Origin of the sequence: Streptomyces sp. NPDC101166 (genome assembly GCF_044768125.1) — a bacterium.
GTDB lineage: Bacteria > Actinomycetota > Actinomycetes > Streptomycetales > Streptomycetaceae > Streptomyces.
In genome coordinates, this window is the sequence record NZ_JBIWPF010000040.1 from 1 (window position 1) to 24,227 (window position 24,227).

General features: G+C 71.6%; 21 protein-coding genes. 12 read left to right on the forward strand and 9 right to left on the reverse strand.

Translation table 11 applies throughout. The features are described from left to right. The 3 genes from ACIRS4_RS35510 to glgB form a co-directional block, all read left to right on the forward strand. Window positions 1-306: alpha-glucosidase C-terminal domain-containing protein (locus tag ACIRS4_RS35510; protein WP_404203951.1), on the forward strand; the 306-nt coding region annotated here is incomplete at its 5' end. A 96-nt stretch (window positions 307-402) separates the two neighbouring features. Then, the gene (locus tag ACIRS4_RS35515) at window positions 403-1,800 is read left to right on the forward strand and encodes a maltokinase (RefSeq protein ID WP_404203953.1); all 1,398 of its coding nucleotides are present in this window, start codon (window positions 403-405) and stop codon (window positions 1,798-1,800) included. A 13-nt stretch (window positions 1,801-1,813) separates the two neighbouring features. After that, on the forward strand, window positions 1,814-4,297 hold the full coding sequence (gene glgB, locus ACIRS4_RS35520) for a 1,4-alpha-glucan branching enzyme (protein ID WP_404203955.1): 2,484 nt from the start codon (window positions 1,814-1,816) through the stop codon (window positions 4,295-4,297). 100 nt (window positions 4,298-4,397) lie between these two features. On the opposite strand, the gene ACIRS4_RS35525 is transcribed toward glgB, so the two are convergent. The 4 genes from ACIRS4_RS35525 to ACIRS4_RS35540 form a co-directional block, all read right to left on the reverse strand. Continuing rightward, window positions 4,398-6,629: a HelD family protein gene (locus ACIRS4_RS35525; RefSeq protein ID WP_404203957.1), complete on the reverse strand. Its 2,232-nt coding sequence runs from the start codon at window positions 6,627-6,629 to the stop codon at window positions 4,398-4,400. 196 nt (window positions 6,630-6,825) lie between these two features. Further along, window positions 6,826-7,158, reverse strand: coding sequence for a thioredoxin (gene trxA / locus ACIRS4_RS35530; RefSeq protein ID WP_404203959.1), 333 nt, complete (start codon window positions 7,156-7,158; stop codon window positions 6,826-6,828). Next, on the reverse strand, window positions 7,155-7,583 hold the full coding sequence (locus ACIRS4_RS35535) for a MerR family transcriptional regulator (RefSeq protein ID WP_352253268.1): 429 nt from the start codon (window positions 7,581-7,583) through the stop codon (window positions 7,155-7,157). Before ACIRS4_RS35535 ends, trxA begins: the two co-directional genes overlap by 4 nt. A 29-nt stretch (window positions 7,584-7,612) precedes the next feature. After that, window positions 7,613-8,056 carry an Lrp/AsnC family transcriptional regulator gene (locus ACIRS4_RS35540; protein WP_404203962.1) on the reverse strand — a complete coding sequence of 148 codons (444 nt, stop codon included), beginning with the start codon at window positions 8,054-8,056 and terminating at the stop codon, window positions 7,613-7,615. A gap of 111 nt (window positions 8,057-8,167) precedes the next feature. Here ACIRS4_RS35540 and ACIRS4_RS35545 point away from each other — a divergent pair, with 111 nt between their 5' ends. The 4 genes from ACIRS4_RS35545 to ACIRS4_RS35560 all read left to right on the forward strand — a co-directional run bounded on the left by ACIRS4_RS35545 (window position 8,168) and on the right by ACIRS4_RS35560 (window position 11,145). Continuing rightward, a complete protein-coding gene (locus ACIRS4_RS35545; protein ID WP_404203964.1) occupies window positions 8,168-9,079 on the forward strand; it encodes an NAD-dependent epimerase/dehydratase family protein in 912 nt (303 codons plus the stop codon). 1 nt (window position 9,080) lies between these two features. Beyond that, entirely contained in the window at window positions 9,081-9,986 is a 906-nt protein-coding gene (locus tag ACIRS4_RS35550) for an aldo/keto reductase (protein WP_404203966.1), read from the forward strand. Window positions 9,987-10,022: 36 nt separating this feature from the next. Next, window positions 10,023-10,685, forward strand: a complete 663-nt coding sequence (locus ACIRS4_RS35555) for a TetR/AcrR family transcriptional regulator (RefSeq protein WP_404203968.1) — start codon at window positions 10,023-10,025, stop codon at window positions 10,683-10,685. Window positions 10,686-10,767: 82 nt separating this feature from the next. Beyond that, complete coding sequence (locus ACIRS4_RS35560; RefSeq protein ID WP_404203970.1) at window positions 10,768-11,145, forward strand: DUF805 domain-containing protein; 378 nt, start codon at window positions 10,768-10,770, stop codon at window positions 11,143-11,145. A 131-nt stretch (window positions 11,146-11,276) separates the two neighbouring features. Here ACIRS4_RS35560 and ACIRS4_RS35565 read toward each other — a convergent pair whose 3' ends face one another. After that, a complete protein-coding gene (locus tag ACIRS4_RS35565; RefSeq protein WP_404203991.1) occupies window positions 11,277-12,710 on the reverse strand; it encodes a cation:dicarboxylate symporter family transporter in 1,434 nt (477 codons plus the stop codon). A 142-nt stretch (window positions 12,711-12,852) separates the two neighbouring features. On the opposite strand from ACIRS4_RS35565, the gene ACIRS4_RS35570 reads away from it, so the two are divergent. Both ACIRS4_RS35570 and ACIRS4_RS35575 read left to right on the forward strand, forming a co-directional pair. Beyond that, window positions 12,853-14,490: an ATP-binding protein gene (locus ACIRS4_RS35570; RefSeq protein ID WP_404203972.1), complete on the forward strand. Its 1,638-nt coding sequence runs from the start codon at window positions 12,853-12,855 to the stop codon at window positions 14,488-14,490. Then, window positions 14,487-15,194, forward strand: a complete 708-nt coding sequence (locus tag ACIRS4_RS35575) for a response regulator (protein WP_404203974.1) — start codon at window positions 14,487-14,489, stop codon at window positions 15,192-15,194. Before ACIRS4_RS35570 ends, ACIRS4_RS35575 begins: the two co-directional genes overlap by 4 nt. 70 nt (window positions 15,195-15,264) lie before the next feature. Here the strand turns inward: ACIRS4_RS35575 and ACIRS4_RS35580 are convergent, their stop codons facing one another. Next, window positions 15,265-16,290: an ATP-dependent 6-phosphofructokinase gene (locus ACIRS4_RS35580; protein ID WP_404203976.1), complete on the reverse strand. Its 1,026-nt coding sequence runs from the start codon at window positions 16,288-16,290 to the stop codon at window positions 15,265-15,267. A 202-nt stretch (window positions 16,291-16,492) separates the two neighbouring features. On the opposite strand from ACIRS4_RS35580, the gene pta reads away from it, so the two are divergent. From pta to pyk, 3 genes are all read left to right on the forward strand, one after another. After that, complete coding sequence (pta, locus tag ACIRS4_RS35585) at window positions 16,493-18,583, forward strand: phosphate acetyltransferase (protein ID WP_404203978.1); 2,091 nt, start codon at window positions 16,493-16,495, stop codon at window positions 18,581-18,583. After that, window positions 18,580-19,839 carry an acetate kinase gene (locus ACIRS4_RS35590; RefSeq protein ID WP_404203980.1) on the forward strand — a complete coding sequence of 420 codons (1,260 nt, stop codon included), beginning with the start codon at window positions 18,580-18,582 and terminating at the stop codon, window positions 19,837-19,839. The genes pta and ACIRS4_RS35590 overlap by 4 nt, the downstream gene beginning before the upstream one ends. 140 nt (window positions 19,840-19,979) lie before the next feature. Then, window positions 19,980-21,410, forward strand: coding sequence for a pyruvate kinase (gene pyk / locus ACIRS4_RS35595; RefSeq protein WP_404203983.1), 1,431 nt, complete (start codon window positions 19,980-19,982; stop codon window positions 21,408-21,410). Window positions 21,411-21,491: 81 nt separating this feature from the next. Here pyk and ACIRS4_RS35600 read toward each other — a convergent pair whose 3' ends face one another. The 3 genes from ACIRS4_RS35600 to ACIRS4_RS35610 all read right to left on the reverse strand — a co-directional run bounded on the left by ACIRS4_RS35600 (window position 21,492) and on the right by ACIRS4_RS35610 (window position 23,949). Next, window positions 21,492-21,875, reverse strand: coding sequence for a hypothetical protein (locus tag ACIRS4_RS35600; protein WP_404203985.1), 384 nt, complete (start codon window positions 21,873-21,875; stop codon window positions 21,492-21,494). Window positions 21,876-21,956: 81 nt separating this feature from the next. Next, a complete protein-coding gene (locus tag ACIRS4_RS35605) occupies window positions 21,957-23,375 on the reverse strand; it encodes a hypothetical protein (protein WP_404203987.1) in 1,419 nt (472 codons plus the stop codon). Next, window positions 23,365-23,949, reverse strand: coding sequence for a DUF6114 domain-containing protein (locus tag ACIRS4_RS35610; RefSeq protein WP_404203989.1), 585 nt, complete (start codon window positions 23,947-23,949; stop codon window positions 23,365-23,367). The genes ACIRS4_RS35605 and ACIRS4_RS35610 overlap by 11 nt, the downstream gene beginning before the upstream one ends. Window positions 23,950-24,227: the final 278 nt, after the last annotated feature.

Sequence of the window (24,227 nt, forward strand, 5' to 3'; positions counted from 1 at the left end):
CGCCGCATGATCGAGATCCGCAAACAGAACCCCGCCTTCGGACTCGGCTCCTACACCGAACTGCCCTCCTCCAACCCGGCCGTCCTCGCCTTCCTGCGCGAATACGAGGACGACCTGGTGCTCTGCGTCCACAACTTCTCGCGCTTCGCCCAGCCCACCGAGCTGGACCTCAGCCGCTTCAAGGGCCGCCACCCCGTCGAGCTCTTCGGCGGCGTCCGCTTCCCCGCCGTCGGCGAGCTGCCCTACCTGCTCACCCTCGCCGGCCACGGCTTCTACTGGTTCCGGCTCCGCAGGGACGCCGTCTAGAGGGCCTGTCCGGGGCGGGGCGTTTCCTCCGCCCCGGCCGGGGCACGCATGAGTAGCACCCCAGACCCCGTCCCCCGGGGAAAGGAACGTGACGCCATGGCGGAAACTGTCACACTTTCCGGCAAGACGAGCTCCGGCCTCCTCGCGTCCCTGGGGCCCCTGCTGCGCGACTGGCTCCCACGCCAGCGCTGGTTCGCCGGGAAGGGAAGCCCGGTCACCGGGTTCTCGCAGGTCGCGGCCACCGAGCTGCTGCCGGCGGACTCCCGGCTGGGCCTCTACCACCTGCTGGTGCGCGCCCACCAGGGCGCCGGTCCCGGCGACTGCTACCAGCTCCTGATAGGCGTGCGCGAGGCGCTGCCGCCCCGGCTGGCGCCCGCGCTCATCGGACATGTGCCGGACGGCCCGCTCGCCGGGCGGACCGTCTACGACGCCCTGTACGACACCCGGCCCGCCGAGCTCCTCCTGGAGGCGCTGCGCACCGGGTCCCGGATCGGCGTGCTGCGCTGTGAACGGGACCCGTCCCAGGAGATACGCGCCGGCCTCGTGCCGCGCCGGCTGACCTCCGAGCAGTCGAACTCCTCGGTCGTCTATGGAGATACGTTCATTCTCAAGCTGCTGCGCCGGGTGGTCCCCGGCGTCAACCCCGACCTGGAGCTGCCGCTGGCGCTGGCCCGGGAGGGGTGCCCCCGGGTGCCCGCACCGACGGCGTGGATGCACGCCGACGCCGAGGACCTGGCGGAGGCCCCCGGGGAGAGCGGCGAGCCGTACGTCCTCGGCGTGCTCCAGCCCTATGTGCAGGGCGCGACGGACGGCTGGGAGCTGGCCCTGCGGGAGCTGGCCAAGGCCGAGGACTTCGGCGCGGAGGCGCGGGCGCTGGGCCGGGCCACCGCCGAGGTGCACACGGCGCTGGCCCGTGCGCTGCCCACGGTGACCTTCGGGCACGCCCAGCTGGAACCGCTGGTGCACGGCATGGTCGAGCGTCTCGACGCGGCGGCGCAGGCGGTGCCCGCCCTGCACCCGTACGCGCCCGCGCTGCGCACCGCCTTCACCGCGCTGGCCGACCTCGCGGCCGAGGGCCACACCTGGACCGCCCAGCGCGTCCACGGTGATCTGCACCTCGGGCAGTGCCTGCGGGCCCCCTCCGGACAGTGGTCGCTGATCGACTTCGAGGGCGAGCCGGCCCGGCCGCTGGCCGAGCGCAGGATGCCGCAGCCGGCGGTGCGGGACGTGGCGGGGATGCTGCGTTCCTTCGACTACGCGGCGCACTCGGCCACCCCGCCGGCGCCGGGCTGGGCCCGTGCCTGCCGGGCGGCCTACTGCTCGGGGTACGCCGAGGTGTCGGGCGCCGACCCGCGTACCGATCCCGTGCTGCTGCGGGCCTACGAGACGGACAAGGCGGTCTACGAGGTCGTCTACGAGGCCCGGCACCGCCCGGACTGGCTCCCCGTCCCGCTCTCCGCGATACGCAGGCTCGCAGCGTCCGACCAGCTCTGAGGAGGCTTTGTCCGTGACTCCCAGCCCCCCGTCCAACGGTTCCGACCCGAAGAACCCGAAGAAGAAGGCGGCCGCGGCCGAGGAAGGGGCGGCCAGGAAGGCGGCGGCGCAGAAGGCGACGACGAAGAAGGCCGCGGCGAAGAAGGCGGCGGGCGGGAAGGCTGCCGCGAAGGCCGCGAAGCCGGCGAAGGCGGTGGCGAAGGTGGTGAAGGCTCCCGAGGCGGCGAAAGCCGCGAAGGCGGTGGCGAAGAAGGCCGCGCGGGTGAAGGCGTCGCCGCCGGCGGCTCCCGCCGGGCCCCTGGAGGTCGGCCTCTCCCCCGCCCTGGACGCCGGCGACCGCGACCGCCTCCTGCACGGCTGCCACCACGACCCGCACAGCGTGCTCGGCGCGCACCCGGCGCCCGGCGGGGTCGTCTTCCGGGCCTTCCGCCCCTACGCACGCGCCGTCACGGTCGTCTCCGGCGAGCTGCGCGCCGACCTGCACGACGACGGCGACGGCTTCTTCGCCGGACTGCTGCCCCTGCACGAGGTCCCGGCCTACCGCCTCCTGGTCACGTACGAGGACGCGGTCCAGGAGACCGAGGACGCCTACCGCTTCCTGCCCACGCTGGGCGATCTGGACCTGCACCTGATCGGCGAGGGCCGGCACGAGCAGCTGTGGACGGTGCTGGGCGCCCACCCGACGACCCACCAGGGCGTGCCCGGCACCCGGTTCTCCGTGTGGGCGCCCAACGCGCGCGGCGTACGGCTCGCCGGCAGCTTCAACTTCTGGGACGGCGCCGGGCACGCCATGCGCTCGCTCGGCTCCTCCGGGGTGTGGGAGCTGTTCGTGCCGGGCGTCGGCGAGGGTGAGCTGTACAAGTTCGACATCACCCGGCCCGACGGCTCGCGCACCCTGCGCGCCGATCCGATGGCCCGCCGCACCGAGATCCCGCCGGCCACCTCGTCGGTCGTGACCGCCTCGCACTTCGAGTGGGGCGACGAGGAATGGCTCGCCCGCCGGGCCGAACGCCCGGTGCACGAGGCCCCGTTCTCGGTGTACGAGATCCATCTCCCCTCCTGGCGCCCAGGGCTGACGTACCGTCAACTCGCAGAGCAGCTCCCCGCGTACGTCAGGGACCTCGGCTTCACCCATGTCGAGCTGATGCCGGTCGCCGAGCACCCCTTCGGCGGGTCCTGGGGCTACCAGGTCACCGGCTTCTACGCGCCGACGGCCCGTCTCGGCACTCCGGACGACTTCAGGTACCTGGTGGACGCGCTGCACCGGGCCGGGATCGGCGTCCTGATGGACTGGGTGCCGGCGCACTTCCCGCGCGACGACTGGGCGTTGGCCGAGTTCGACGGGCGGCCGCTGTACGAGCACGAGGACCCCCTGCGGGCCGCCCACCCCGACTGGGGGACCCTGGAGTTCGACTTCGGGCGGCGCGAGGTGCGCAACTTCCTGGTGGCCAACGCGGTGTACTGGTGCGAGGAGTTCCACATCGACGGGCTGCGGGTGGACGCCGTCGCCTCGATGCTCTACCTCGACTACTCGCGCGAGCCCGGCCAGTGGACGCCGAACGAGCACGGCGGCCGGGAGAACCTGGACGCGGTGGCCTTCCTCCAGGAGATGAACGCGACCGTGTACCGCCGGGTCCCCGGCGTCGTGACGATCGCGGAGGAGTCCACGGCCTGGGACGGCGTCACCCGTGCCACCCACCACCGGGGGCCGAGCGGTTTCGGCGGGCTCGGTTTCGGGCTGAAGTGGAACATGGGGTGGATGCACGACTCGTTGCAGTACATGAGCAAGGAGCCGGTCCATCGGCGGTACCACCACGGGGAGATGACCTTCTCCATGGTGTACGCCTACAGCGAGAACTACGTCCTGCCGATCTCCCACGACGAGGTCGTGCACGGCAAGGGCTCACTGGTGTCGAAGATGCCGGGCGACTGGTGGCAGCGGCGGGCCAGCCTGCGGGCGTACCTGGCGTTCATGTGGTCCCATCCGGGCAAGCAACTCCTCTTCATGGGGCAGGAGTTCGCGCAGGGCGCGGAGTGGTCCGAGGCGCATGGTCCGGACTGGTGGCTGCTCGACCCCGCCTACGGGGCGGAGCCCGATCACCGGGGGGTGCGCGATCTGGTGCGGGACCTGAACGGCGTGTACCGGTCGACGCCGGCGCTGTGGGAGCGCGATGTCGCGCCGGACGGCTTCCAGTGGGTGGTGGGGGACGCGGCCGACGACAACGTCCTCGCGTTCCTTCGCCACGACGCGGACGGGGCGCCGCTGCTCGCCGTGTGCCACTTCTCGCCCGTCGTGCGGCACGACTACCGGCTGGGGGTGCCGGACGATGTGCCGGCGTGGCTGGAGGTGCTGAACACGGACGCGGAGCGGTACGGGGGCAGTGGTGTCACCCATCCGCACCCGGTGAAGCCGGAGCCCCAGCCGTGGCACGCCCACCCGGCGAGCGTCCGCCTGACACTCCCCCCCTTGTCCACGGTCTGGCTCCGCCCGGCCTGACGTCTTCGAAGCTCGGCCCCGGCGCCTCCACCCCCCCACCTGGGAGCTTGGCCCCCAGGTGGGGAACGGGAGAGGGCGGCGGGGGCGAGGGACCCCCTGGTCAGGCGAGGGTTTCGGACAGGGGTCCGGGGAGCCGGCCCGTGTGGAGTACGCCCAGGCGCTGTGTCGCCCGGGTCAGGGCGACGTACAGGTCGCTCGTGCCGTATTCGCCCGGCTCCACCACCAGTACGGAGTCGAACTCCAGGCCCTTTGCCTGACGCGGGTCGAGCAGTACGACGGCTCGCGTGAGGTCGGGCCCGTCCCCCGCCGTCACGCCGTCGAGCCGAGCGGCCAGCTCACGGTGCAGCGCCCGGGGAGCGATCACCGCGAGCCGCCCCTCCGCCGGAGTGAGCTCCTCCACCGCCTTGGCGACCTCCCCGGGCAGGTCGTCGACGGCCCGCGCCCACGGCCGCACGCCGGTGGACCGCACCGAGCTCGGCGGCACGAAGTCCGGCCTCTCGGCCCGGACGACGGCGGCCGCCACCTCCATGATCTCCGCGGGCGTGCGGTAGTTGACGCCCAGCCGCGTGTGCTCCCAGCGGTCCTCGACGTACGGCTGGAGGATCTGCTCCCAGGACCCCACACCCCCCGCCTCCGAGGTCTGCGCCGGATCACCGACGAGCGTCATGGAGCGCGTGGGACTGCGCCGCATCAGCAGCCGCCACGCCATCGGCGACAGCTCCTGCGCCTCGTCGACGATGATGTGGCCGAACGCCCACGTCCGGTCGGCCGCCGCGCGCTCGGCGGCGCTGCGGTGGTCGTCCTCCTCGTGCCGTTCGGCGAAGCGCTCGGCGTCGATGATGTCGTGCGCGGACAGCACCTCGGAGCCGTCCGGGTCGCTGTCCTCCTTGTCCTCGAACTCGTAGGTCCGCGAGGCGTAGGAGACGTCGAGCACACCCTGCGCGTACGCGATCTGGGTCCGCCGTTCGCGCTCGGCGCGCTCGCGGGCCGCCCGGTCGTCCTCGCCGAGGAGTTCGGCGGCCTCGTCGAGCAGCGGGACGTCGGCGACGGTCCAGGCGCGGGTGACCGGGCGGCGCACGGCGGCCGCGTCCTCGTCGCCCAGATACCCGTCGGGGTCGGCGAGGAAGTCGGCGACCAGCCGCTGCGGGCTGAGCACGGGCCACAACTGGTCGACGGCGGCCCAGACTTCGGGGTTCTCCGCGATCTCGTCGCGGATCTGGGTGATGTCGCTGGGGTCGAGGAGGCTGGACCCGTCGTAGGGGTCGGTGCCGACACGTTCGGCGTACAGCTCGGTGAGGGTGTTGAGGATGTGGCCCTCGAAGTGCTCGCGGGCGGCGTTGTGCGGCAGCTTCAGCGCCCGGGTCCGCTCACGGGCGATGCTCACGAGCCCCTCGTCGAGCATCAGCACCTCGCGGTCGTGCTCGACGGCGATCACCGGGTCGGGCAGCGCCTGCCGGTCCCGTACGACGGCGGCGAGGACGTCGGCCATGTGGGCGCCGCCCTTCACCGCGGCCGCCTCGGGCGTGTCCGCGGCGGCCGCCCGCACGCCCGGGTACAGCTCGCCGACGGTGGCGAGCAGCACGCCGGTCTCGCCGAGCGAGGGCAGCACCTCGCCGATGTAGCCGAGGAAGGCGGGGTTGGGGCCGACGATGAGGACGGCCCGCCTGGCGAGCAGTTCGCGGTGCTCGTAGAGGAGGTAGGCGGCACGGTGCAGGGCGACCGCCGTCTTGCCGGTGCCCGGCCCGCCCTCGACGACCAGCACCCCGCGGTGCGGCGCGCGGATGATCTCGTCCTGCTCGGCCTGGATGGTCTGCACGATGTCGGCCATGCGGCCGGTGCGGGCGGCGTTGAGCGCGGCGAGCAGGACGTCGTCGCCGGCCGGGTCCTCGTAGCCCGTGCGGGTGGCGTCGTCGACGTCGAGGAACTCGTCGTGCAGGGCGGTGACCCGGCGTCCCTCGGTGCCGATGTGCCGGCGGCGGCGCAGGCCCATCGGGGTGTGGCCGGTGGCGAGGTAGAAGGGGCGGGCGACGCCGGCCCGCCAGTCGACGAGGACCGGGGTGCGTTCGGCGTCGTCGCGGCGCAGGCCGATCCGGCCGATGTGGTGAGTGGCACCGGAGACGAGATCGATACGTCCGAAGCACAGGGAGCCGTCCACGGCGTTCAGCGCGGCGAGCATGCCGGAGCGTTCGGCGACGAGGATGTCCCGCTCCAGCCGGGCCTGCCTGGGCTTGTCGCCCTGGGCGAGGGCGTCGGCGACGGACGCCTCGGTGTCGCCGCGCAGGGCGTCGACGCGGGCGTACAGGCCGTCGATGTATTCCTGTTCCCGACGCAATTCACTGTCCGTAAATCCGTTGTTTGACAATTCCGCTCCCGCCCGGATATACTGTGCCTACTGAACTTCACTGCGACCCTCCGCTAATCATTCACAATGAAGACGAGGGCAAAGTCGCGAACCATTCAATATACGCAGAGAAATCCCCCGAGCGCAATTGCCCGGGGGATTTCTGTTGCGACGGCGGACGGTCGGCTCAGAGCACGTCGGACAGCTCCTCCAGCAGTCGCCGCTTCGGCCGTGCCCCCACCATCGCCTTCACCGGCTCGCCGTCGCGGAAGACCATGAAGGTCGGCATCGACAGCACCTTGTAGTGGTTGGTCGTCGCCGGGTTGTGGTCGACGTTCAGCTGCACCACCTTCAGGCGCTCCCCCTCCTCCGTGGCGAGCGCGCTCAGCACCGGCGCCATCTGCCGGCACGGCGGACACCAGTCGGCAGTGAACTCCACCAGCACCGGCAGCTCCGCCCCCAGCACCTCCGTCGAGAAGTCGGCGTCCGACACCTCGCTCACTCCTGCGGCCTTGCTCACAGTTCCCGCCCTCCCAGCTCGCACCCGGGTTCCGGACCCCCCGGAACCAGCGACTCGGCGGCCAGCTCGTCGCGCGCCTGCTCGGCTCGCTCCAGCTGGCCGGCGACCTTCTCCCGCACCGCCCGCAGCTCCCCGATGAGCGCATCCAGCTCGTCCAGCTTGCGCCGGTAGACCGCGAGCGAGGCCGGGCAGGAGTCGCCCTCCGGGTGCCCGGCGCGCAGACACTCCACGAAAGGCCGGGTCTCCTCCAGGTCGAAGCCGAAGTCCCGCAACGTCCTGATCTGCCGCAACAGCCGCAGATCACGCTCGTCGTACGCCCGGTGCCCCAGCTCGTCCCGGCGCGCGGGCAGCAGCCCCCGCGCCTCGTAGTACCGCAGCGCCCGCGTGGTGGTCCCGGCCCGTGCGGCCAGCTCGCCGATTCGCATGACGACGAACGTACGGCTTGACGCCGACGTCAAGGCAAGAGCGGCTTGTGCTCCACCGGTGAGGTGAGCACGATCGACGTGGTCGTGCGGCCCAGCGCCGAGATCCCTTCGAGGACCTCCTCCAGGTGCACGGTGTCCCGTACGGCGACCTTGAGGATCCAGCAGTCCTCCCCCACCACATGGTGCACCTCGATGATCTCGGGGCGCTCCATCAGCTCCAGCGTCCGCGGGTGCTTCAGGGTGTAGCCGCCGTGCGGGTCGACCCTGATGAACGCCTGGATGCCGTAGCCGAGGCGGGCCGGGACGACCCGGGCGCCGTAGCCGCTGATCACCCCGGCCGCCTCCAGCCTGCGCACCCGTTCGGTGACCGCGGCCGGACTCAGCCGGACCCTGCGGCCCAGCTCGCTCAGCTTGATCCGGCCGTCGCTCTGGAGCAGTTCCAGGATCTGCCGGTCCAGCGCGTCGAAGACCACCGAGGTTTCATCGGCGCCGGATCGTGAATGCCGTGGTTCTTTCGGTGCGACTGCCTGAACTCCCATGGTTCCCCCTTCAGTGCGGATGGGCGTGCCGGAAGAATTATGGTCATGGAAAACGCGCGCAAGACCTTGGTCGTCGGCGGGAACCGCTATGTCGGCAGACGGCTCATCGACCGGCTGCTGGCCGCCGGCGACGACGTCACCGTCCTCAACCGCGGTTCGTCGCCGCCGCCCCCGGACGTACGCCACCTGGTCGCCGACCGCGACGACGAGGAGGCGCTGACCGCGGCGCTCGGTGACCTCTCCTTCGACGTCGTCGTCGACCAGGTCTGCTACACCCCGCGCCAGGCGGCGACGGCCCGCCGCGTCCTCGCCGGCCGGACCCGCCGCTATGTGATGACGTCCACGGTGGAGGTCTACGAGTACGAGGACTCCATAGCCCCGGTGCGCGAGACGGACGTCGATCCCCTGGACGTGCCCGTCGACCTCGAACTGCCCTGGCAAAATCCGGAGTTCCTCGACGCCCACTACGGCGAGGGCAAGCGGCAGGCCGAGGCGGTGTTCGCGTCGGACCCCGCGCTGGAGTGGACCGCGGTGCGCGTCGCACATGTCCTGGGCGGCGCGGACGACTTCACCGGACGCCTCGCCCACTACGCCGACCGCATCCGCACCGGCGACCCGATCGCCGTGCCCCCCGCGAACCGCCCGGCGACCTACATCCACGTCGACGAGGCGGCCGGCTTCCTGTTCTGGGCCGCCGGCCAGACGTTCACCGGGCCGGTCAACGCGGCCTCCCACCAGGCCCTGACGACGGAGGAGTTGTGCGAGGCGGTGGGCGCGCACTTCCCCGACGGCAAGACCGTCTTCCAGGAGGTCGAGGTCGGGGAGGTCTCGCCGTTCTCCTTCCGCCGCTGCTATCCGATGGACAACTCCCGTGCCGTTCGGCTCGGTCACACCTTCGGCAACGCCCGGCAGTGGCTCGGGCGCGCCGTCGCGGAGACGCTGGGGAAGGACGGCTGACATGCGCTACCGAACACTCGGGGGCCTGCGGGTGAGCGCGATCGGGCTCGGCGCGATGCCGCTGTCCGTCGAGGGCCGGCCCGACGAGTCCCGTGCGCTGGCCACCGTCCACGCGGCGCTCGACGCGGGAGTCACCCTGCTCGACACGGCCGACTCCTACCATCTGCCCGGTGAGGACCCCGGCCACAACGAACGTCTGGTGGCGCGAGCGCTGGCCGCTCACGGCGGCCCCGTGGACGACGTGCTGGTGGCGACCAAGGGCGGACGGGGCCGGCCCGCCGGCGCGGACTGGACGGTGAACGGCGACCCCCGTCACTTGAAGGCGGCGGCCGAGGCCTCCCTCAGGCGGCTCGGCGTCGAGGCGATCGGTCTCTACCAACTGCACAAGCCGGACCCGGCGGTGCCGTTCGCGGAGTCGGCGGGCGCGCTGCGGGACCTCCTCGACGAGGGCAAGATCCGGCTGGCCGGTGTCTCCAACACGGACGCGGAACAGATCGGCCTCGCCCGCGAGATCCTCGGGGACCGGCTGGTGTCGGTGCAGAACCGGTACTCCCCCGCCGTCCGCGACAGCGAGCGCGAACTGCGGCTCTGCGCCCGGCTGGGCCTGGCGTTCCTCCCCTGGAGCCCCCTGGGCGGCATCTCCCGGAGCTCCCTGGACGGACCCTCGCGACTGGAGGGCGCCTCGCGTTTCGGCGCGTTCCACGAGATCGCCCGCGCACGCGGGGTGAGCCCCCAGCGGGTCTGCCTCGCCTGGATGCTCTCCCGTTCCCCGACGGTGATCCCGATCCCCGGCGCCAGTCGGCCAAAGACGGCGAGGGACTCGGCGGGCGCGGCCGAACTGGTCCTGGACGCAGACGAGTTGAAGCGGCTGGACAGCTCGGCCGAGGGCGTCCCCGCGAACGGCTGACAGCCGCCCCCGGCGCCGAGCGCGCCGGCGGGCACAATGGCAGCCATGACCACGGGCAACACCGGTCGCGCCGAGGCCAATCGCCGCCGCATCCTCGACGTCGCCCTCGCCGAGCTGCTGCGCGACCCCGACGCGTCCATGGACCAGATCGCGCGCGCCGCCGGAGTCGTGCGCCGCACGGTGTACGGGCACTTCGCCGGCCGGGAGGTGCTGATCGGCACGCTGGTGGAGGACGCCGTCCGGTCGCTGGCCGCGACCCACGCGGCGGGCCGGGAGGGGATCGAGGAGCCGGCGGAGGCGCTGGCCCGGTCCGTGCTCGCGGTGTGGGAGGTCGCCGACCGCTACCGGCTGCTGGTCGCGCTGGCCCAGCGCACGGTCACGGTCCAGGGCATCCGGGAGCGGCTGACGCCGGTCCGTGAGAACAGTGTGCGGCTGCTGCGGCGCGGTCTGGAGGAGGGGACGTTCGTCTCACCGCTGCCGGCGCCGGCTCTGGCGTATGTGCACGAACAGATCCTGTTCGGCCTGATGGAGGCCGTGAACGACGGTCTGATGAGCCCGCGGGAGGCGGGCCGCTCGGCCGCGATCACCGTCCTGACGGCGGCCGGCGTCCCGGCCACGCTGGCCACGGCTCTGGTGACGAAGGCGACGAGGGCGGCCGCCCGCACTCCGGAGAAGACCGGGCCGACGGAATTGCTTTGACGCGTACACGTCCCCCTGCATAGGTTCTGCCCGGCCCTGATCATCTTTCAGGCGACCGGATCGATCCCCGGGGGGACATGCAGTGCGCTGGTTCATCGTCGTGCTCAAGAAGTACTGGGTCTTCAGCGGGCGCGCCCGCCGCGCCGAGTACTGGATGTTCACGCTGATCAGCTCGATCATCTACCTCGCGCTGATGTTCGCGGACGAGCAGGTCGGCAACAAGGCGCCCACGACCGCCTTCGCCCTGGCGATCCTGCTGCCCGCCCTCGGCGTCACGGTGCGCCGGCTCCACGACACGGGCCGCTCCGGCTGGTGGGCCCTCGTCGGGGTGCTGCCCTGCGTCGGCCTCATCACCATGCTGATCTTCACGGCCGAAGACGGCGTCCCGGGCCGGAACAAGTACGGCCCGAACCCGAAGGAGAGCCCCGTGTTCACCGACTCGGCGCCGACGGGCGCATGAGAGAGCCGGGCGGCTGAGCAACGGGGGAGTCTCAGCCGCCCGGCGTTCTGGGGGGGCGGAACCGCAGAGCGGCTTGGCCGGGTGTCCGGCCCCGGTTCAGGCGGGGCCGGGCACCCGGGGTGCGGGGGGAGTCAGGCCTTGGCGAGTTCCTTCTCGCCGCCCTCGTGCTGCTCGGGCCGGCCGGCCTCCTCGGCGGGCGCCGGCGCGCCGTGGCCGTCGTCGAGCAGCGTGGTCTCGTCGAAGGGGATCCGGCCCGCGAGGACCTCGTCGACGCGCGTCTTGTCGATCTCCTTGGTCCAGGTGCCGATCAGGACGGTGGCGACGGCGTTGCCCGCGAAGTTCGTCAGGGCGCGGGCCTCGCTCATGAAGCGGTCGATGCCGACGATGAGGCCGATGCCGTCCACCAGGGCCGGCTTGTGCGACTGGAGGCCACCGGCGAGGGTCGCGAGACCGGCGCCGGTGACGCCGGCGGCGCCCTTGGAGGCGACCAGCAGGAAGAGCAGCAGCGGGATCTGCTCACCGAGCGACATCGGCGTGCCCATGGCGTCGGCGATGAACAGCGAGGCCATGGTCATGTAGATCATGGTGCCGTCGAGGTTGAAGGAGTAGCCGGTCGGCACCGTGATGCCGACGACGGGCTTGCTGACGCCCAGGTGCTCCATCTTCGCGATGAGGCGCGGCAGCGCGGACTCGGAGGAGGAGGTCGACAGGATCAGCAGGAACTCGCGGCCCAGGTACTTCAGGAACGTGAAGATGTTCAGGCCGGCGACGATCCGCAGCAGCGCGCCGAGGACGATGAAGACGAACAGGAAACAGGTGGCGTAGAAGCCGAGCATCAGCACGGCGAGGCTCTTCAGCGCGTCCACGCCGGCCGAACCGGTGACCGCGGCGATCGCGCCGAACGCGCCGATCGGGGCGGCCCACATCACCATGGCGAGGATGCGGAAGACGAGCCGCTGGATGTGCTCGACACCGCGCAGGATCGGCTGGCCCGCGGAACCCATCGCCTGCAGGGCGAAGCCGGTGAGCAGCGCGATCAGCAGGGTCTGGAGCACCTCGCCGCCGGTGAAGGCGGAGACCATCGTGGTCGGGATGATGCCCAGGAGGAACTCGGTGGTGTCCTTGGCCTCGGCCGACACCTGCGCCTGACCGGTCTCCTTGATCGCGTCGGTGACCGCGAGGCCGGTGCCCGGCTCCAGGATGTTGCCGACGACCAGGCCGATGCCGAGGGCGACCAGCGACATCACCAGGAAGTAGCCGAGCGCGATGCCTCCGACCGCGCCGACCTTGGCGGCCTTGCGGACCGAGCCGATGCCGAGAACGATCGTGCAGAAGATGATCGGCGAGATCATCATCTTGATCAGGTTCACGAACCCGGTGCCGATGGGCTTCAGCTCCACGGCGAAATCGGGCGCGATCAGACCCACGGCGATGCCGATGGCGACCGCGACGATCACCGCGATGTACAGGTAGTGGGTGCGGTCCCGCTTGGCGGGTGCGGCAGGTGCCGTATTCGTGGTGCTGCTGGCGGCCACGGCTGCCCTCCTTGACGTCTTCGTCGGCATCACCGGCGTGCGGCTCACGTCCGGGGAGTTAGGGGTGCTTGCACTCCTTAAGGGGAATGCTTGGGACTATCTCCCGGCGTGTGAGGGCGGTCACCCTTCCGTTCATTTAGTTCACGATGGACGCCGGGGGCACACTGACGACATGCGTCTACCCGTTCCCGCACCTCGCAGCCTGGCCGGCCAGCTGTTCGCCATGCAGGCGGTGCTGATCGCGGTCGTCGTGGCGGGATACGCGCTGTTCACGTACGTGAGCGACCGCTCTCAGGCCGAGGACGCGGCGGGGCGGCAGGCCACCGCCGTGGCCCGGTCGGTGGCCGACTCCCCCTCCGTGCGGGAGGCGATCGGCACGCCGGACCCGACGGTCTCGCTCCAGCCGTACGCGCTGCGCGTGATGCGGGACACCGAGGTCGACTTCGTGACGATCATGAACCCCGAGGGCATCCGCTGGACGCACCCGGACCCCGGCCAGATAGGCCGGCACTTCCTCGGCAACACCGCCCGCGCCCTGAAGGGCCAGTCGTTCACCGAGACGTACACCGGCACCCTCGGCGCGTCCGTGCGCGCGGTGACGCCGATCGAGGACGACGGACGGGTGGTCGGGCTGGTCAGCGCCGGCATCAGGGTCGAGGCGATCAGCGAGCGCGTCTCGGACCAGGTGACGGCCCTGTTCGCGGTGGCGGCGGGCGCTCTCGCGCTCGGCGCGGTGGGCACGTACGTGGTGAACGCCCGGCTGCGCCGCCACACGCACGGCATGAACGCGACCGAGCTCAGCCGGATGCACGACTACCACCAGGCGGCGCTGCACGCCGTACGCGAAGGGCTGCTGATGCTGGACGGCCGGTTCCGGGTGGCACTGATCAACGACGGCGGGCGGGAGCTGCTCGGCGTGGGCGGGGAGGTGGTCGGCGCCTCGGTGGCCGATCTCGGCCTGCCGGCCCCGCTGACGGGAGCACTGCTGGCCTCCGAGCCGCGGGTGGACGAGGTGCATCTGACGGCGGACCGGGTGCTGGTGGTGAACACCTCGCCGGTGTCCGGCGGCGAACGCCGGGGCACGGTGGTGACCCTGCGGGACGTGACGGAGCTCCAGTCGCTGATGGGCGAGCTGGACTCCGAGCGCGGCTTCACCCAGGCGCTGCGCTCGCAGGCGCACGAGGCGGCGAACCGGCTGCACACGGTGGTGTCGCTGATCGAGCTGGGCCGGGCCGAGGAGGCCGTCGACTTCGCCACCGCCGAACTGGAGCTCGCCCAGGCGCTCACCGACCAGGTGGTGGCTGCGGTGAGCGAGCCGGTCCTGGCGGCGCTGCTGCTCGGCAAGACGGCGCAGGCGAACGAACGGGGCGTGGAGCTGGTGGTGTCCGAGGACAGCGGCCTGGACGACGGTCTGCTCCCCGAGTCCCTGCCCGCCCGCGACCTGGTGACCATCCTCGGCAACCTCATAGACAACGCCGTGGACGCGGCGCAGGGCAGCGTGCCGGCCCGGGTGACGGTGACGGCGTCGACGGAGGGCGACGAGCTGCTGCTGCGGGTCGCCGACACCGGCGACGGGGTGGATCCGGCGCACGCCTCCCAGGTCTTCGAGCGCGGCTTCTCCACCAAGCCGGCGGGCCCGGGGGGCCGCGGCCTCGGCCTGGCACTGGTGCGGCAGGCGGTGACCCGTCACGAGGGCACGCTGGCGGTGGCGGCGTCCGGCAACGGCGGCGACGGCGGCGCGGAGTTCACCGTGCGGCTGCCGCTGCGGTCGACGGCGGGAGCGGCGCGGACGTCGGGAGGCGCGAGATGACGGACGCCACGGGCCCCGCCGCCGCGAACCCGATCCGGGTGCTGGTCGTGGAGGACGATCCGGTCGCCGCCGACGCGCACGTCCTGTACGTGGGCCGGGTGCCCGGTTTCGTCGCGGTCGGAAAGGCGCACACGGGCGCGGAGGCGCGGCGCATGCTGGACCGCACACCGGTGGATTTGCTGCTGCTGGACCTGCACCTCCCCGACGGCCACGGTCTGCAACTGGCCCGGTCCCTGCGCGCGGCCGGCTACCACGCGGACGTGATAGCGGTGACGTCGGCACGGGATCTGACGGTGGTCCGGGAGGGGGTGTCGCTGGGCGTCGTCCAGTACGTCCTGAAGCCGTTCACCTTCGCGACGCTGAGGGACCGGCTCGTGCGCTACGCCGAGTTCCGCGGCGCGGCGGGCGAGGCGAGCGGCCAGGACGAGGTGGACCGGGCACTGGCGGCGCTGCGCGCACCGGGACCCGCGGCCCTGCCGAAGGGGCTGAGCGGGCCGACGCTGGAGCGGGTGACGGTGACGGTCCGGGAGGCGGGCGAGGGGCTCACGGCGGCCGGCCTCGCCGAAGCGGTGGGCATCTCGCGGATCACGGCCCGGCGGTATCTGGAGCACCTGGTGGACGCGGGCAGAGTCGAGCGGAAGCCGCTGTACGGGCAGGTCGGCCGGCCGGAGCTGGTGTACCGGTGGGTGGCCACGGGGCGGTGACGCACGCCGTGCGACGACGCGGCGCCGCCCCGGACGGCCGGGGCGACCGGCCCCGTGTCTCCAGGCCGTCCTAGAAGACCGACTCCGCCTCGTCCATGCGGTCCTTGGGGACCGTCTTCAGTTCGGTGACGGCCTCCGCGAGCGGGACCATCACCACGTCCGTCCCGCGCAGGGCCGTCATCCGGCCGAACTCGCCGCGGTGCGCGGCCTCCACCGCGTGCCAGCCGAAGCGGGTGGCGAGGACACGGTCGTACGCGGTCGGGACGCCGCCACGCTGGACGTGGCCGAGGATGACCGGGCGGGCCTCCTTGCCGAGCCGCTTCTCCAGCTCGTACGCCAGCGCCGTGCCGATGCCCTGGAAGCGCTCGTGGCCGAACTTGTCGATCGCGCCCTTGCCGTAGTCCATGGTGTCGTCGGCGGGGTGCGCGCCCTCGGCGACGCAGATCACCGCGAACTTCTTGCCGCGGGAGAAGCGCTCCTCGACCATCTTGACCAGGTCGGCCGGGTCGAAGGGGCGCTCGGGCAGGCAGATGCCGTGGGCGCCGGCCGCCATGCCGGACTCCAGGGCGATCCAGCCCGCGTGCCGGCCCATGACCTCGACGACCATCACCCGCTGGTGGGACTCGGCGGTCGTCTTCAGGCGGTCCATCGCCTCGGTGGCGACGCCGACCGCGGTGTCGAAGCCGAAGGTGCGGTCGGTGGAGGAGATGTCGTTGTCGATCGTCTTGGGGACCCCGACCACCGGCAGGCCCGCGTCGCTCAGCATCCGCGCCGCCGTCAGCGTGCCCTCGCCGCCGATGGGGATCAGCGCGTCGATGCCGAAGTCGTGGATCATGTCGCCGGCGCTCTCGCAGGCCTCGCGCAGCCGGTCCCGCTCCAGGCGGGAGGAGCCGAGGATGGTGCCGCCGCGAGCGAGGATGCCGCTGACCGCGTTGAGGTCGAGGGACCGGTAACGGCCGTCCAGCAGGCCCGCGTAGCCGTCCTCGAAGCCGATGACCTCGTCGCCGTAGTTGTCGACCGCTCGGTGCACGACCGACCGGATCACTGCGTTCAGCCCGGGACAGTCGCCGCCTGCGGTGAGAACTCCGATGCGCATCGTGCTGTGTCTCCTGCTCGCTGTCGATACCGGTGAGCCGCTCCGATTCTTTCACGCCGCCGAGGGCACTGTCTCTTGACGGGCGCCTTATCCAGACGCAGGGGTATTGTCAAGAGGGTTCCGCTCACCCCGGTGGGCCATTTTTGTGCCCGGACGGCGGCCCTCGACAACAAGCACCCGACGCAAGAAGTGGAGAGCACGCGTGACGCGCAGCGTGTACGTGACCGGGATCGACCGCGGCGACGGCCGCCAGGTCGTGGAGCTGGGGGGCATGGAGCTCCTGACCCGTCAGGTCGACCGGGTCGGCGTCTTCCGTCCCCTCGTCCACGACGGGCCCGACCGCCTCTTCGAGTTGCTGCGCGCCCGCTACCGGCTGGCGCAGGACCCCGCGACCGTCTACGGCATGGACTACCACGAGGCGTCCGCCCTTCAGGCCGAACAGGGCACGGACGAGCTGGTGTCCACGCTCGTCGACCGGTTCCACCGGGTCGCCCGCGACTACGACGTCGTCCTCGTCCTCGGCACCGACTACGCCGACACCCAGTTCCCGGACGAGCTGTCCCTCAACGCCCGGCTGGCCAACGAGTTCGGCGCCTCCGTCATCCCCGTGGTGGGCGGCCGGGGGCAGACCGCGGAGTCCGTGCTCGCCGAGACCCGCAATGCCTACCGCGCCTACGACGGCCTGGGCTGCGACGTCCTCGCCATGGTGACCAACCGGGTGGCCCGCGAGGACCGGGAGGCGATAGCCGAGCAGCTCGTCTCGCGGCTGCCGGTGCCCTGTTACGTGCTGCCGGACGAGCCGGCGCTGTCCGCGCCGACGGTCGCCCAGATCAGCCACGCGCTGGGGGCGAAGGTGCTCCTCGGCGACGACTCGGGGCTCGCGCGCGACGCCCTCGGCTTCGTCTTCGGCGGCGCGATGCTGCCGAACTTCCTCAACGCCCTGACCCCGGGCACCCTCGTCGTCACCCCGGGCGACCGCGCAGACCTGGTCGTCGGCTCGCTCGCCGCGCACAGCGCCGGCACCCCGCCCATCGCCGGCGTGCTGCTCACCCTGGGCGAGGTGCCCAGCGACGAGATCCTCACTCTGGCCGCCCGGCTCGCGCCCGGCACGCCCGTGCTGTCGGTGGCCGGCACCAGCTTCCCCACGGCCGAGCAGCTGTTCTCCCTGGAGGGCAAGCTGAACGCGGCCACACCGCGCAAGGCGGAGACCGCGCTCGGTCTGTTCGAGCGGCACGTCGACACCGCCGACCTGCTCAAGCGGGTCTCCGCGCCGAGCAGCGACCGCCTCACGCCGATGATGTTCGAGCACCAGCTGCTGGAGACGGCCCGCACCGACCGGCGCCGGGTCGTCCTGCCCGAGGGCACCGAGGAGCGGGTGCTGCACGCGGCGGAGGTGCTGCTGCGCCGCGGCGTGTGCGACCTGACGCTGCTCGGCCCGGCCGACCGGATCCGCAAGCAGGCCGCCGATCTGGGCATCGACCTCGCCGACGCCCAGGTGATCGACCCCGCCACCAGCGAACTGCGCGACGCCTTCGCCGAGAAGTACGCCCGGCTGCGCGCCCACAAGGGCGTCACGGTGGAGCTGGCGTACGACGTCGTCTCCGACGTGAACTACTTCGGCACGCTGATGGTGCAGGAGGGGCTCGCCGACGGCATGGTGTCCGGGTCGGTGCACTCCACGGCGGCCACGATCCGGCCGGCCTTCGAGATCATCAAGACCAAGCCGGACGCCGACATCGTCTCCTCGGTCTTCTTCATGTGCCTGGCCGACAAGGTCCTCGTCTACGGCGACTGCGCGGTCAACCCCGATCCGAACGCCGAGCAGTTGGCGGACATCGCCATCCAGTCGGCGGCGACCGCCGCGCAGTTCGGCGTGGAGCCGCGGATCGCGATGCTGTCGTACTCGACCGGGACGTCCGGTTCGGGCGCGGACGTGGACAAGGTGCGCGAGGCGACCGCGCTGGTGCGCTCGCGCCGGCCCGACCTGATGATCGAGGGGCCGATCCAGTACGACGCCGCCGTGGAGCCGTCGGTCGCGGCGACCAAGCTGCCGGGCTCCGAAGTCGCGGGCCAGGCCAGCGTGTTGATCTTCCCCGACCTGAACACCGGCAACAACACCTACAAGGCCGTGCAGCGTTCGGCCGGCGCGATCGCCGTCGGACCGGTGCTCCAGGGTCTGCGCAAGCCGGTCAACGATTTGTCCCGGGGCGCCCTCGTCCAGGACATCGTCAACACCGTCGCCATCACGGCGATCCAGGCCCAGACCCCCAGCGAGAAGGCTTCCCAGCAGTGAGCTCCCACCCGTCTCCCACCACCGCCCTACCGGACGAGCAGCGCTCGGCCCCTGCTTCCCGTGTCCTCGTCCTCAACTCCGGCTCGTCGTCGGTGAAGTACCAACTGCTCGACATGAGCGACGGCAGCCGGCTGGCCGTGGGGCTCGTCGAGCGCATCGGCGAGCAGACCTCCCGGCTCAAGCACACGCCCCTGGCGGACGGCGGCGAGTCGCGGGAGCGGTCCGGCGCGATCGCCGACCACGACGCCGCGCTGAAGGCCGTCGCGGAGGAGCTGGCCCAGGACGGGCTGGGCCTGGACTCGCCCGAACTGGCCGCCATCGGGCACCGGGTGGTGCACGGCGGCAAGCACTTCACCGAGCCGACGGTCGTCGACGACGCGGTGCTCGCCGAGATCGAGCGGCTGATCCCGGTGGCCCCGCTGCACAACCCGGCCAACCTGACCGGCATCCGCACGGCCCAGGCGCTCAGGCCGGACCTGCCGCAGGTCGCCGTCTTCGACACGGCGTTCCACACCACCATGCCGGAGTCCGCGGCCCGTTACGCGATCGACGTGAAGACGGCCGACGAACACCGCATCCGGCGCTACGGGTTCCACGGCACCTCGCACGCGTACGTCTCCCGGGCGACGGCCGAGCTGCTGGGCAAGACGCCCGAGGAGGTGAACGTCATCGTGCTGCACCTCGGCAACGGGGCGTCCGCCTCGGCCGTGCGCGGGGGCAGGTGTGTGGACACCTCCATGGGGCTCACGCCGTTGGAGGGGCTCGTGATGGGTACGCGCTCCGGAGACGCCGACCCGGCCGTCATCTTCCATTTGGCCCGTGTCGGCAAGCTGTCCATCGACGAAATCGACACTCTTCTCAACAAGAAGAGCGGGCTGATCGGCCTGTGCGGCGACAACGACATGCGGGAGATCACCCGTCGGATCGACGAGGGCGACGAACAGGCGAAGCTCGCCTTCGACATCTACATTCACCGGCTGAAGAAGTACATCGGCGCCTATTGCGCCGTTCTCGGCCGGGTGGACGCGGTGGCGTTCACCGCCGGCGTCGGGGAGAACGCGGCGCCGGTGCGCGCGGCGGCCGTAGCGGGCCTTGAGACCCTGGGCCTGGCGGTGGACGACGGGCTGAACGCCGTGCGCGGGGACGAGCCGCGGCTGATCTCGCCCGGGGACGCGCGGGTGAAGGTGGCCGTGGTGCCGACGGACGAGGAGTTGGAGATCGCCACGCAGACCTACGCATTGGTGGGGCGGTATTGATAAGCGGCTCCGCCGCGGGGCAACTGAACAGCGTCGCCGAAATGCGGTGCCCCCGCTCGGCAACTGAGCGGCTTCCCGCCCATTTGTATCTTCCGCCAGACGGAATATTCCGGAGCGAAACAAACCGTTAGGATCGCCCCATGCGCCGTTCGAAAATCGTCTGTACTCTCGGCCCCGCGGTCGACTCCCACGAGCAGCTCGTCGCGCTGATCGAGGCCGGCATGAACGTGGCCCGCTTCAACTTCAGCCATGGCACGCACGCCGAGCACCAGGGCCGGTACGACCGGGTCCGGGCCGCGTCCAAGGAGACCGGCCGGGCCATCGGTGTCCTCGCCGACCTCCAGGGCCCCAAGATCCGCCTGGAGACCTTCGCCGAGGGCCCGGTGGAGCTGGTCCGCGGTGACGAGTTCACCATCACCACCGAGGACGTGCCCGGCGACAAGACGATCTGCGGCACCACCTACAAGGGCCTGCCCGGCGATGTCTCGCGCGGCGACCAGATCCTCATCAACGACGGCAACGTCGAGCTGAAGGTGCTGGACGTCGACGGTCCCCGGGTGCGGACGATCGTCATCGAGGGCGGCGTCATCTCCGACCACAAGGGCATCAACCTGCCCGGTGCGGCCGTCAACGTGCCGGCGTTGTCCGAGAAGGACATCGAGGACCTCCGGTTCGCGCTGCGCATGGGCTGCGACATGGTCGCGCTGTCCTTCGTCCGGGACGCCAAGGACGTGGCCGACGTCCACCGCGTGATGGACGAGGAGGGCCGCCGGGTCCCGGTCATCGCCAAGGTGGAGAAGCCGCAGGCGGTGGACAACATGGAGGACGTCGTGATGGCGTTCGACGCCGTCATGGTCGCCCGTGGCGACCTGGCCGTCGAGTACCCGCTCGAGAAGGTCCCCATGGTGCAGAAGCGCCTGATCGAGCTGTGCCGGCGCAACGCCAAGCCGGTGATCGTGGCGACCCAGATGATGGAGTCGATGATCACCAACTCCCGTCCGACCCGCGCGGAGGCCTCCGACGTCGCCAACGCGATCCTGGACGGCGCGGACGCGGTCATGCTCTCGGCGGAGTCCTCGGTCGGCGCGTATCCGATCGAGACCGTGAAGACGATGTCGAAGATCGTCGCCGCGGCGGAGACGGAGCTGCTGAGCAAGGGCCTGCAGCCGCTGGTGCCGGGCAAGAAGCCGCGCACGCAGGGCGGTTCGATCGCGCGCGCCGCGTGCGAGATCGCCGACTTCCTCGGCGGCCGGGGCCTGGTGGCCTTCACCCAGTCCGGCGACACCGCCCGCCGTCTCTCCCGCTACCGCGCGGCCCAGCCGATCATCGCCTTCACCACCGACGAGGGCACCCGCAACCAGCTGGCGCTGAGCTGGGGCGTCGAGTCGCACATCGTGCCGTTCGTGAACAGCACGGACGAGATGGTCGACCTGGTCGACCAGGAGATCATCAAGCTCAACCGCTTCAACGCGGGCGAGATCGTGGTCATCACCGCCGGCTCCCCGCCCGGCGTCCCGGGCACGACGAACATGGTCCGCGTCCACCACCTGGGCGAGGGCGCCCGCGACTGACGTCGGATCACCGCAGAGCCGCCGCACGACATGGAGGGCGCCCCCACGATCGGGGGCGCCCTCCGTGGTACCCACCAGGTGTCACATCTGCGCCGCCGCCTGGACGATGGCATGCGCCAAGGCGTCGAAGTTCTCCCGGTAGAAGCCCAGCCGGATGTGGAACGGCTCCTCCGCGAAGGCACCACCGGGCACGAGGAACATGGTGGGCGCGGCGACCAGCGCGCTGTGCGCCATGTGGAGTTCCCGGTCGGTCAGCCATAGGTCACGTGACTGGGCATGAGGCCCGGCCAGGCGTTCCAGGAGGGCATCGACGTCCTTCCGCCCCGCGCCGACCAACAGGGCCAGCTGCGTGTCCCCGTAGCCGTGCAGATAGCTCAGGGCCTCGAACATCGCCGCCATCTGAGAGGGCGCGAGCCGCGCGACGAACGTGTCGCCGTCACGGGTCAGCCTCAGCTGAGTTCGCAACCGTCTCTTCTTTCCCGAGGGCCGCACACATGGCTGTGTCCCGCCGGGGTGGTTCGGCGGGACACAGTCGGGTGCGGCTTGCTAGCCGGACAGCTTGCTGGTGTAGACCTGCATGCCGGGGATGTGCAGGTTGCCGCCGAACTGGCCGGCCTGGACGACCTTGACCTTGGTGAAGTAGATCAGGGGGATGTTCAGCGGCGGGGGGTTCTGCGGGCTGAACGTGACCGGGAGCAGGCCGAACAGGTTTCCCGAGATGCTCTCGGTGTACATGATCGTGTCGCCGCCGGTGATCTTGGACTTGGTGCCGGCGCCGGCCTGGACGTGGTAGGTCACGCCCTTCTGCTTGTCGTCCACGGTCTGGTGCAGGTCGTCGATCTCGGTGCCGCCGGAGATGACGTACTTCAGGACCTTCTTCTTGGTCCCGTTCGCCGTCTTCACCTCGACGATGCCCTGGTAGTCGGCGCTCTTCAGCAGCAGCGCGCTGGCGCTGAGGTACCAGGGGTCGTCCGGCAGGAGGATCTTGTTGTCGACACCGCTTTCCTTGTCGGTGGCGGCGGCGCAGTCCTCGGGCTTCACGGTGGAGCTCGCGGACGGGCTCGGGGAGGCGGAGGGGGAAGCGGAGGCGTCGGCGGCGTCCTTGGCGTCGGAGGCCGCCTCGTCCGTCTTCTCGCCGGTGTCCTCGGCCGTCTCGCCGGCCTTGTCGCCCGCCTTCTGCGTGGTGTCCTTCGCCGTGTCGGTGACGGCGTCGGGGGTGTCCTCGGCGGCCGTGCCGGAGCTCTTGCCGGTGCCCGCGGAGGAGCCCGAGGCGCCCGACTTGGCGCCTGAGTCCGCGGCGGACGGAGAGGCCGACGGCGAGGGGCTCGCGTCGTCCGGCTTGGCGGAGCCGCCGATGCCGCCGCCGTCGAAGACGTCCTTGACGGCATCGCCGATGGTGTCCAGGACGTTCTTGCCGGTCTCGGCCGGCGCCGGGCTCTCGGTCTCGGTGCCTGAGGAGGACGGCTCCTGCGCGGAGGCCGACGCGGACGGGGCCGGGGCCGGCTCGGGGCCCTCGTCGGAACCTGAATCCGACGAGGAGGAGCCGCCCGAGGAGGAGCCCTTGGAGCCCTTCGAGCTCGACGGGTTCTTCGCCCCGCCAAACTTCTCGGAGCCGGAGTCCGACGCGTCGCCCTTGGAGTCCTTGGAGTCCTTGGAGTCGTCCTCGGAGGCCGACGGGGACGGCGAGGCCGAGGGAGAGGCGGAGGCGCCCTCCAGGGCCGTCAGGCAGTCCTTGTAGTCGTCGGCGAGCTGGCTGTTCGACGTCGGCTGGTCGTCGGCGACGGCGAGCGTCGGCGTGAAGCCCATGCCCATGAGCACGGCCGTGGGCATCGCTGCCATGGCTATCGCCTTGCCGGCCGGCATGTGCAGCCGGGTGAACAGCGGCTTCTTCGGCGCCGCGTGGCGTGCCCCGCCCGACCGGTCCGGCAGGACCGAGCCGTCGCCGAGGACCTCGTCAGCCGACACGGTGCACTCCGTTCGGCTCGTCCGCCTGGACGGGCTGGGACGCGCCGCCGTCGGCCTGCTTGTGCAGCGTGTACGACGGGCCCTGCTCCCCGGCGAGGGGGTAGGGGCCGGGCGCGGGGGCGCCGTCCTGGGTCGGGGCGGGCGGAAGGTTCTGGGGCTCCGCGCCCTGGGGCGCCGGGTTGGCGGGCGCCCAGGAGAGGGCGAGGGCTCCGCCGATCAGCGCCAGCAGGAAGCCGATGATGAAGCCGCCGATGTTGGAGACCACGAGGGAGACCAGCGCGAGCAGGATCGCGGCGATGCCGGCGAAGACGCGGGTGGCCTGCTGGAACCACATCGTCAGGCCCAGGGTGACCAGCAGCACGCCGATGATCAGCGAACCGGCGCCGGCGGTGGTCGCCATGGTGAGCGACATGGTGCCCAGCTTGAGCGTGGCATAGGGGAAGTAGGCGATCGGCAGACCGCCGAGCAAGGTGAACAGGCCCGCCCAGAAGGGCCGGTTGCCCCGCCAGTCACGGAACCGCAGACGCAGCCGGGTGAAGGTCCCGGTGCTCTGGCCCGGAGTCTCGGCACTCATGGAAAACAGCTCCCTGGGTCCGGGTTGGGTACATACCGGCTCGGCCGTGACATGGAGAAGCCGGAGGGTCTGTGGGGTGGGGATGCCCGGCGCTCGGTGCCGGGTGGGGGCGCGGGGGGGGGGGGGGGGCGCGCCCCCCCCCCCCCCCCCCCCCCCCCCCCCCCCCAAAAAACACCCCCCCCCCCCCCCCCCCACCACCCCCGGGGGCCGGACACCACCCCCCACCCACCCCAACCACAACCACCACCCGCCCCCCCCGCCCGCAAACACCCACCACC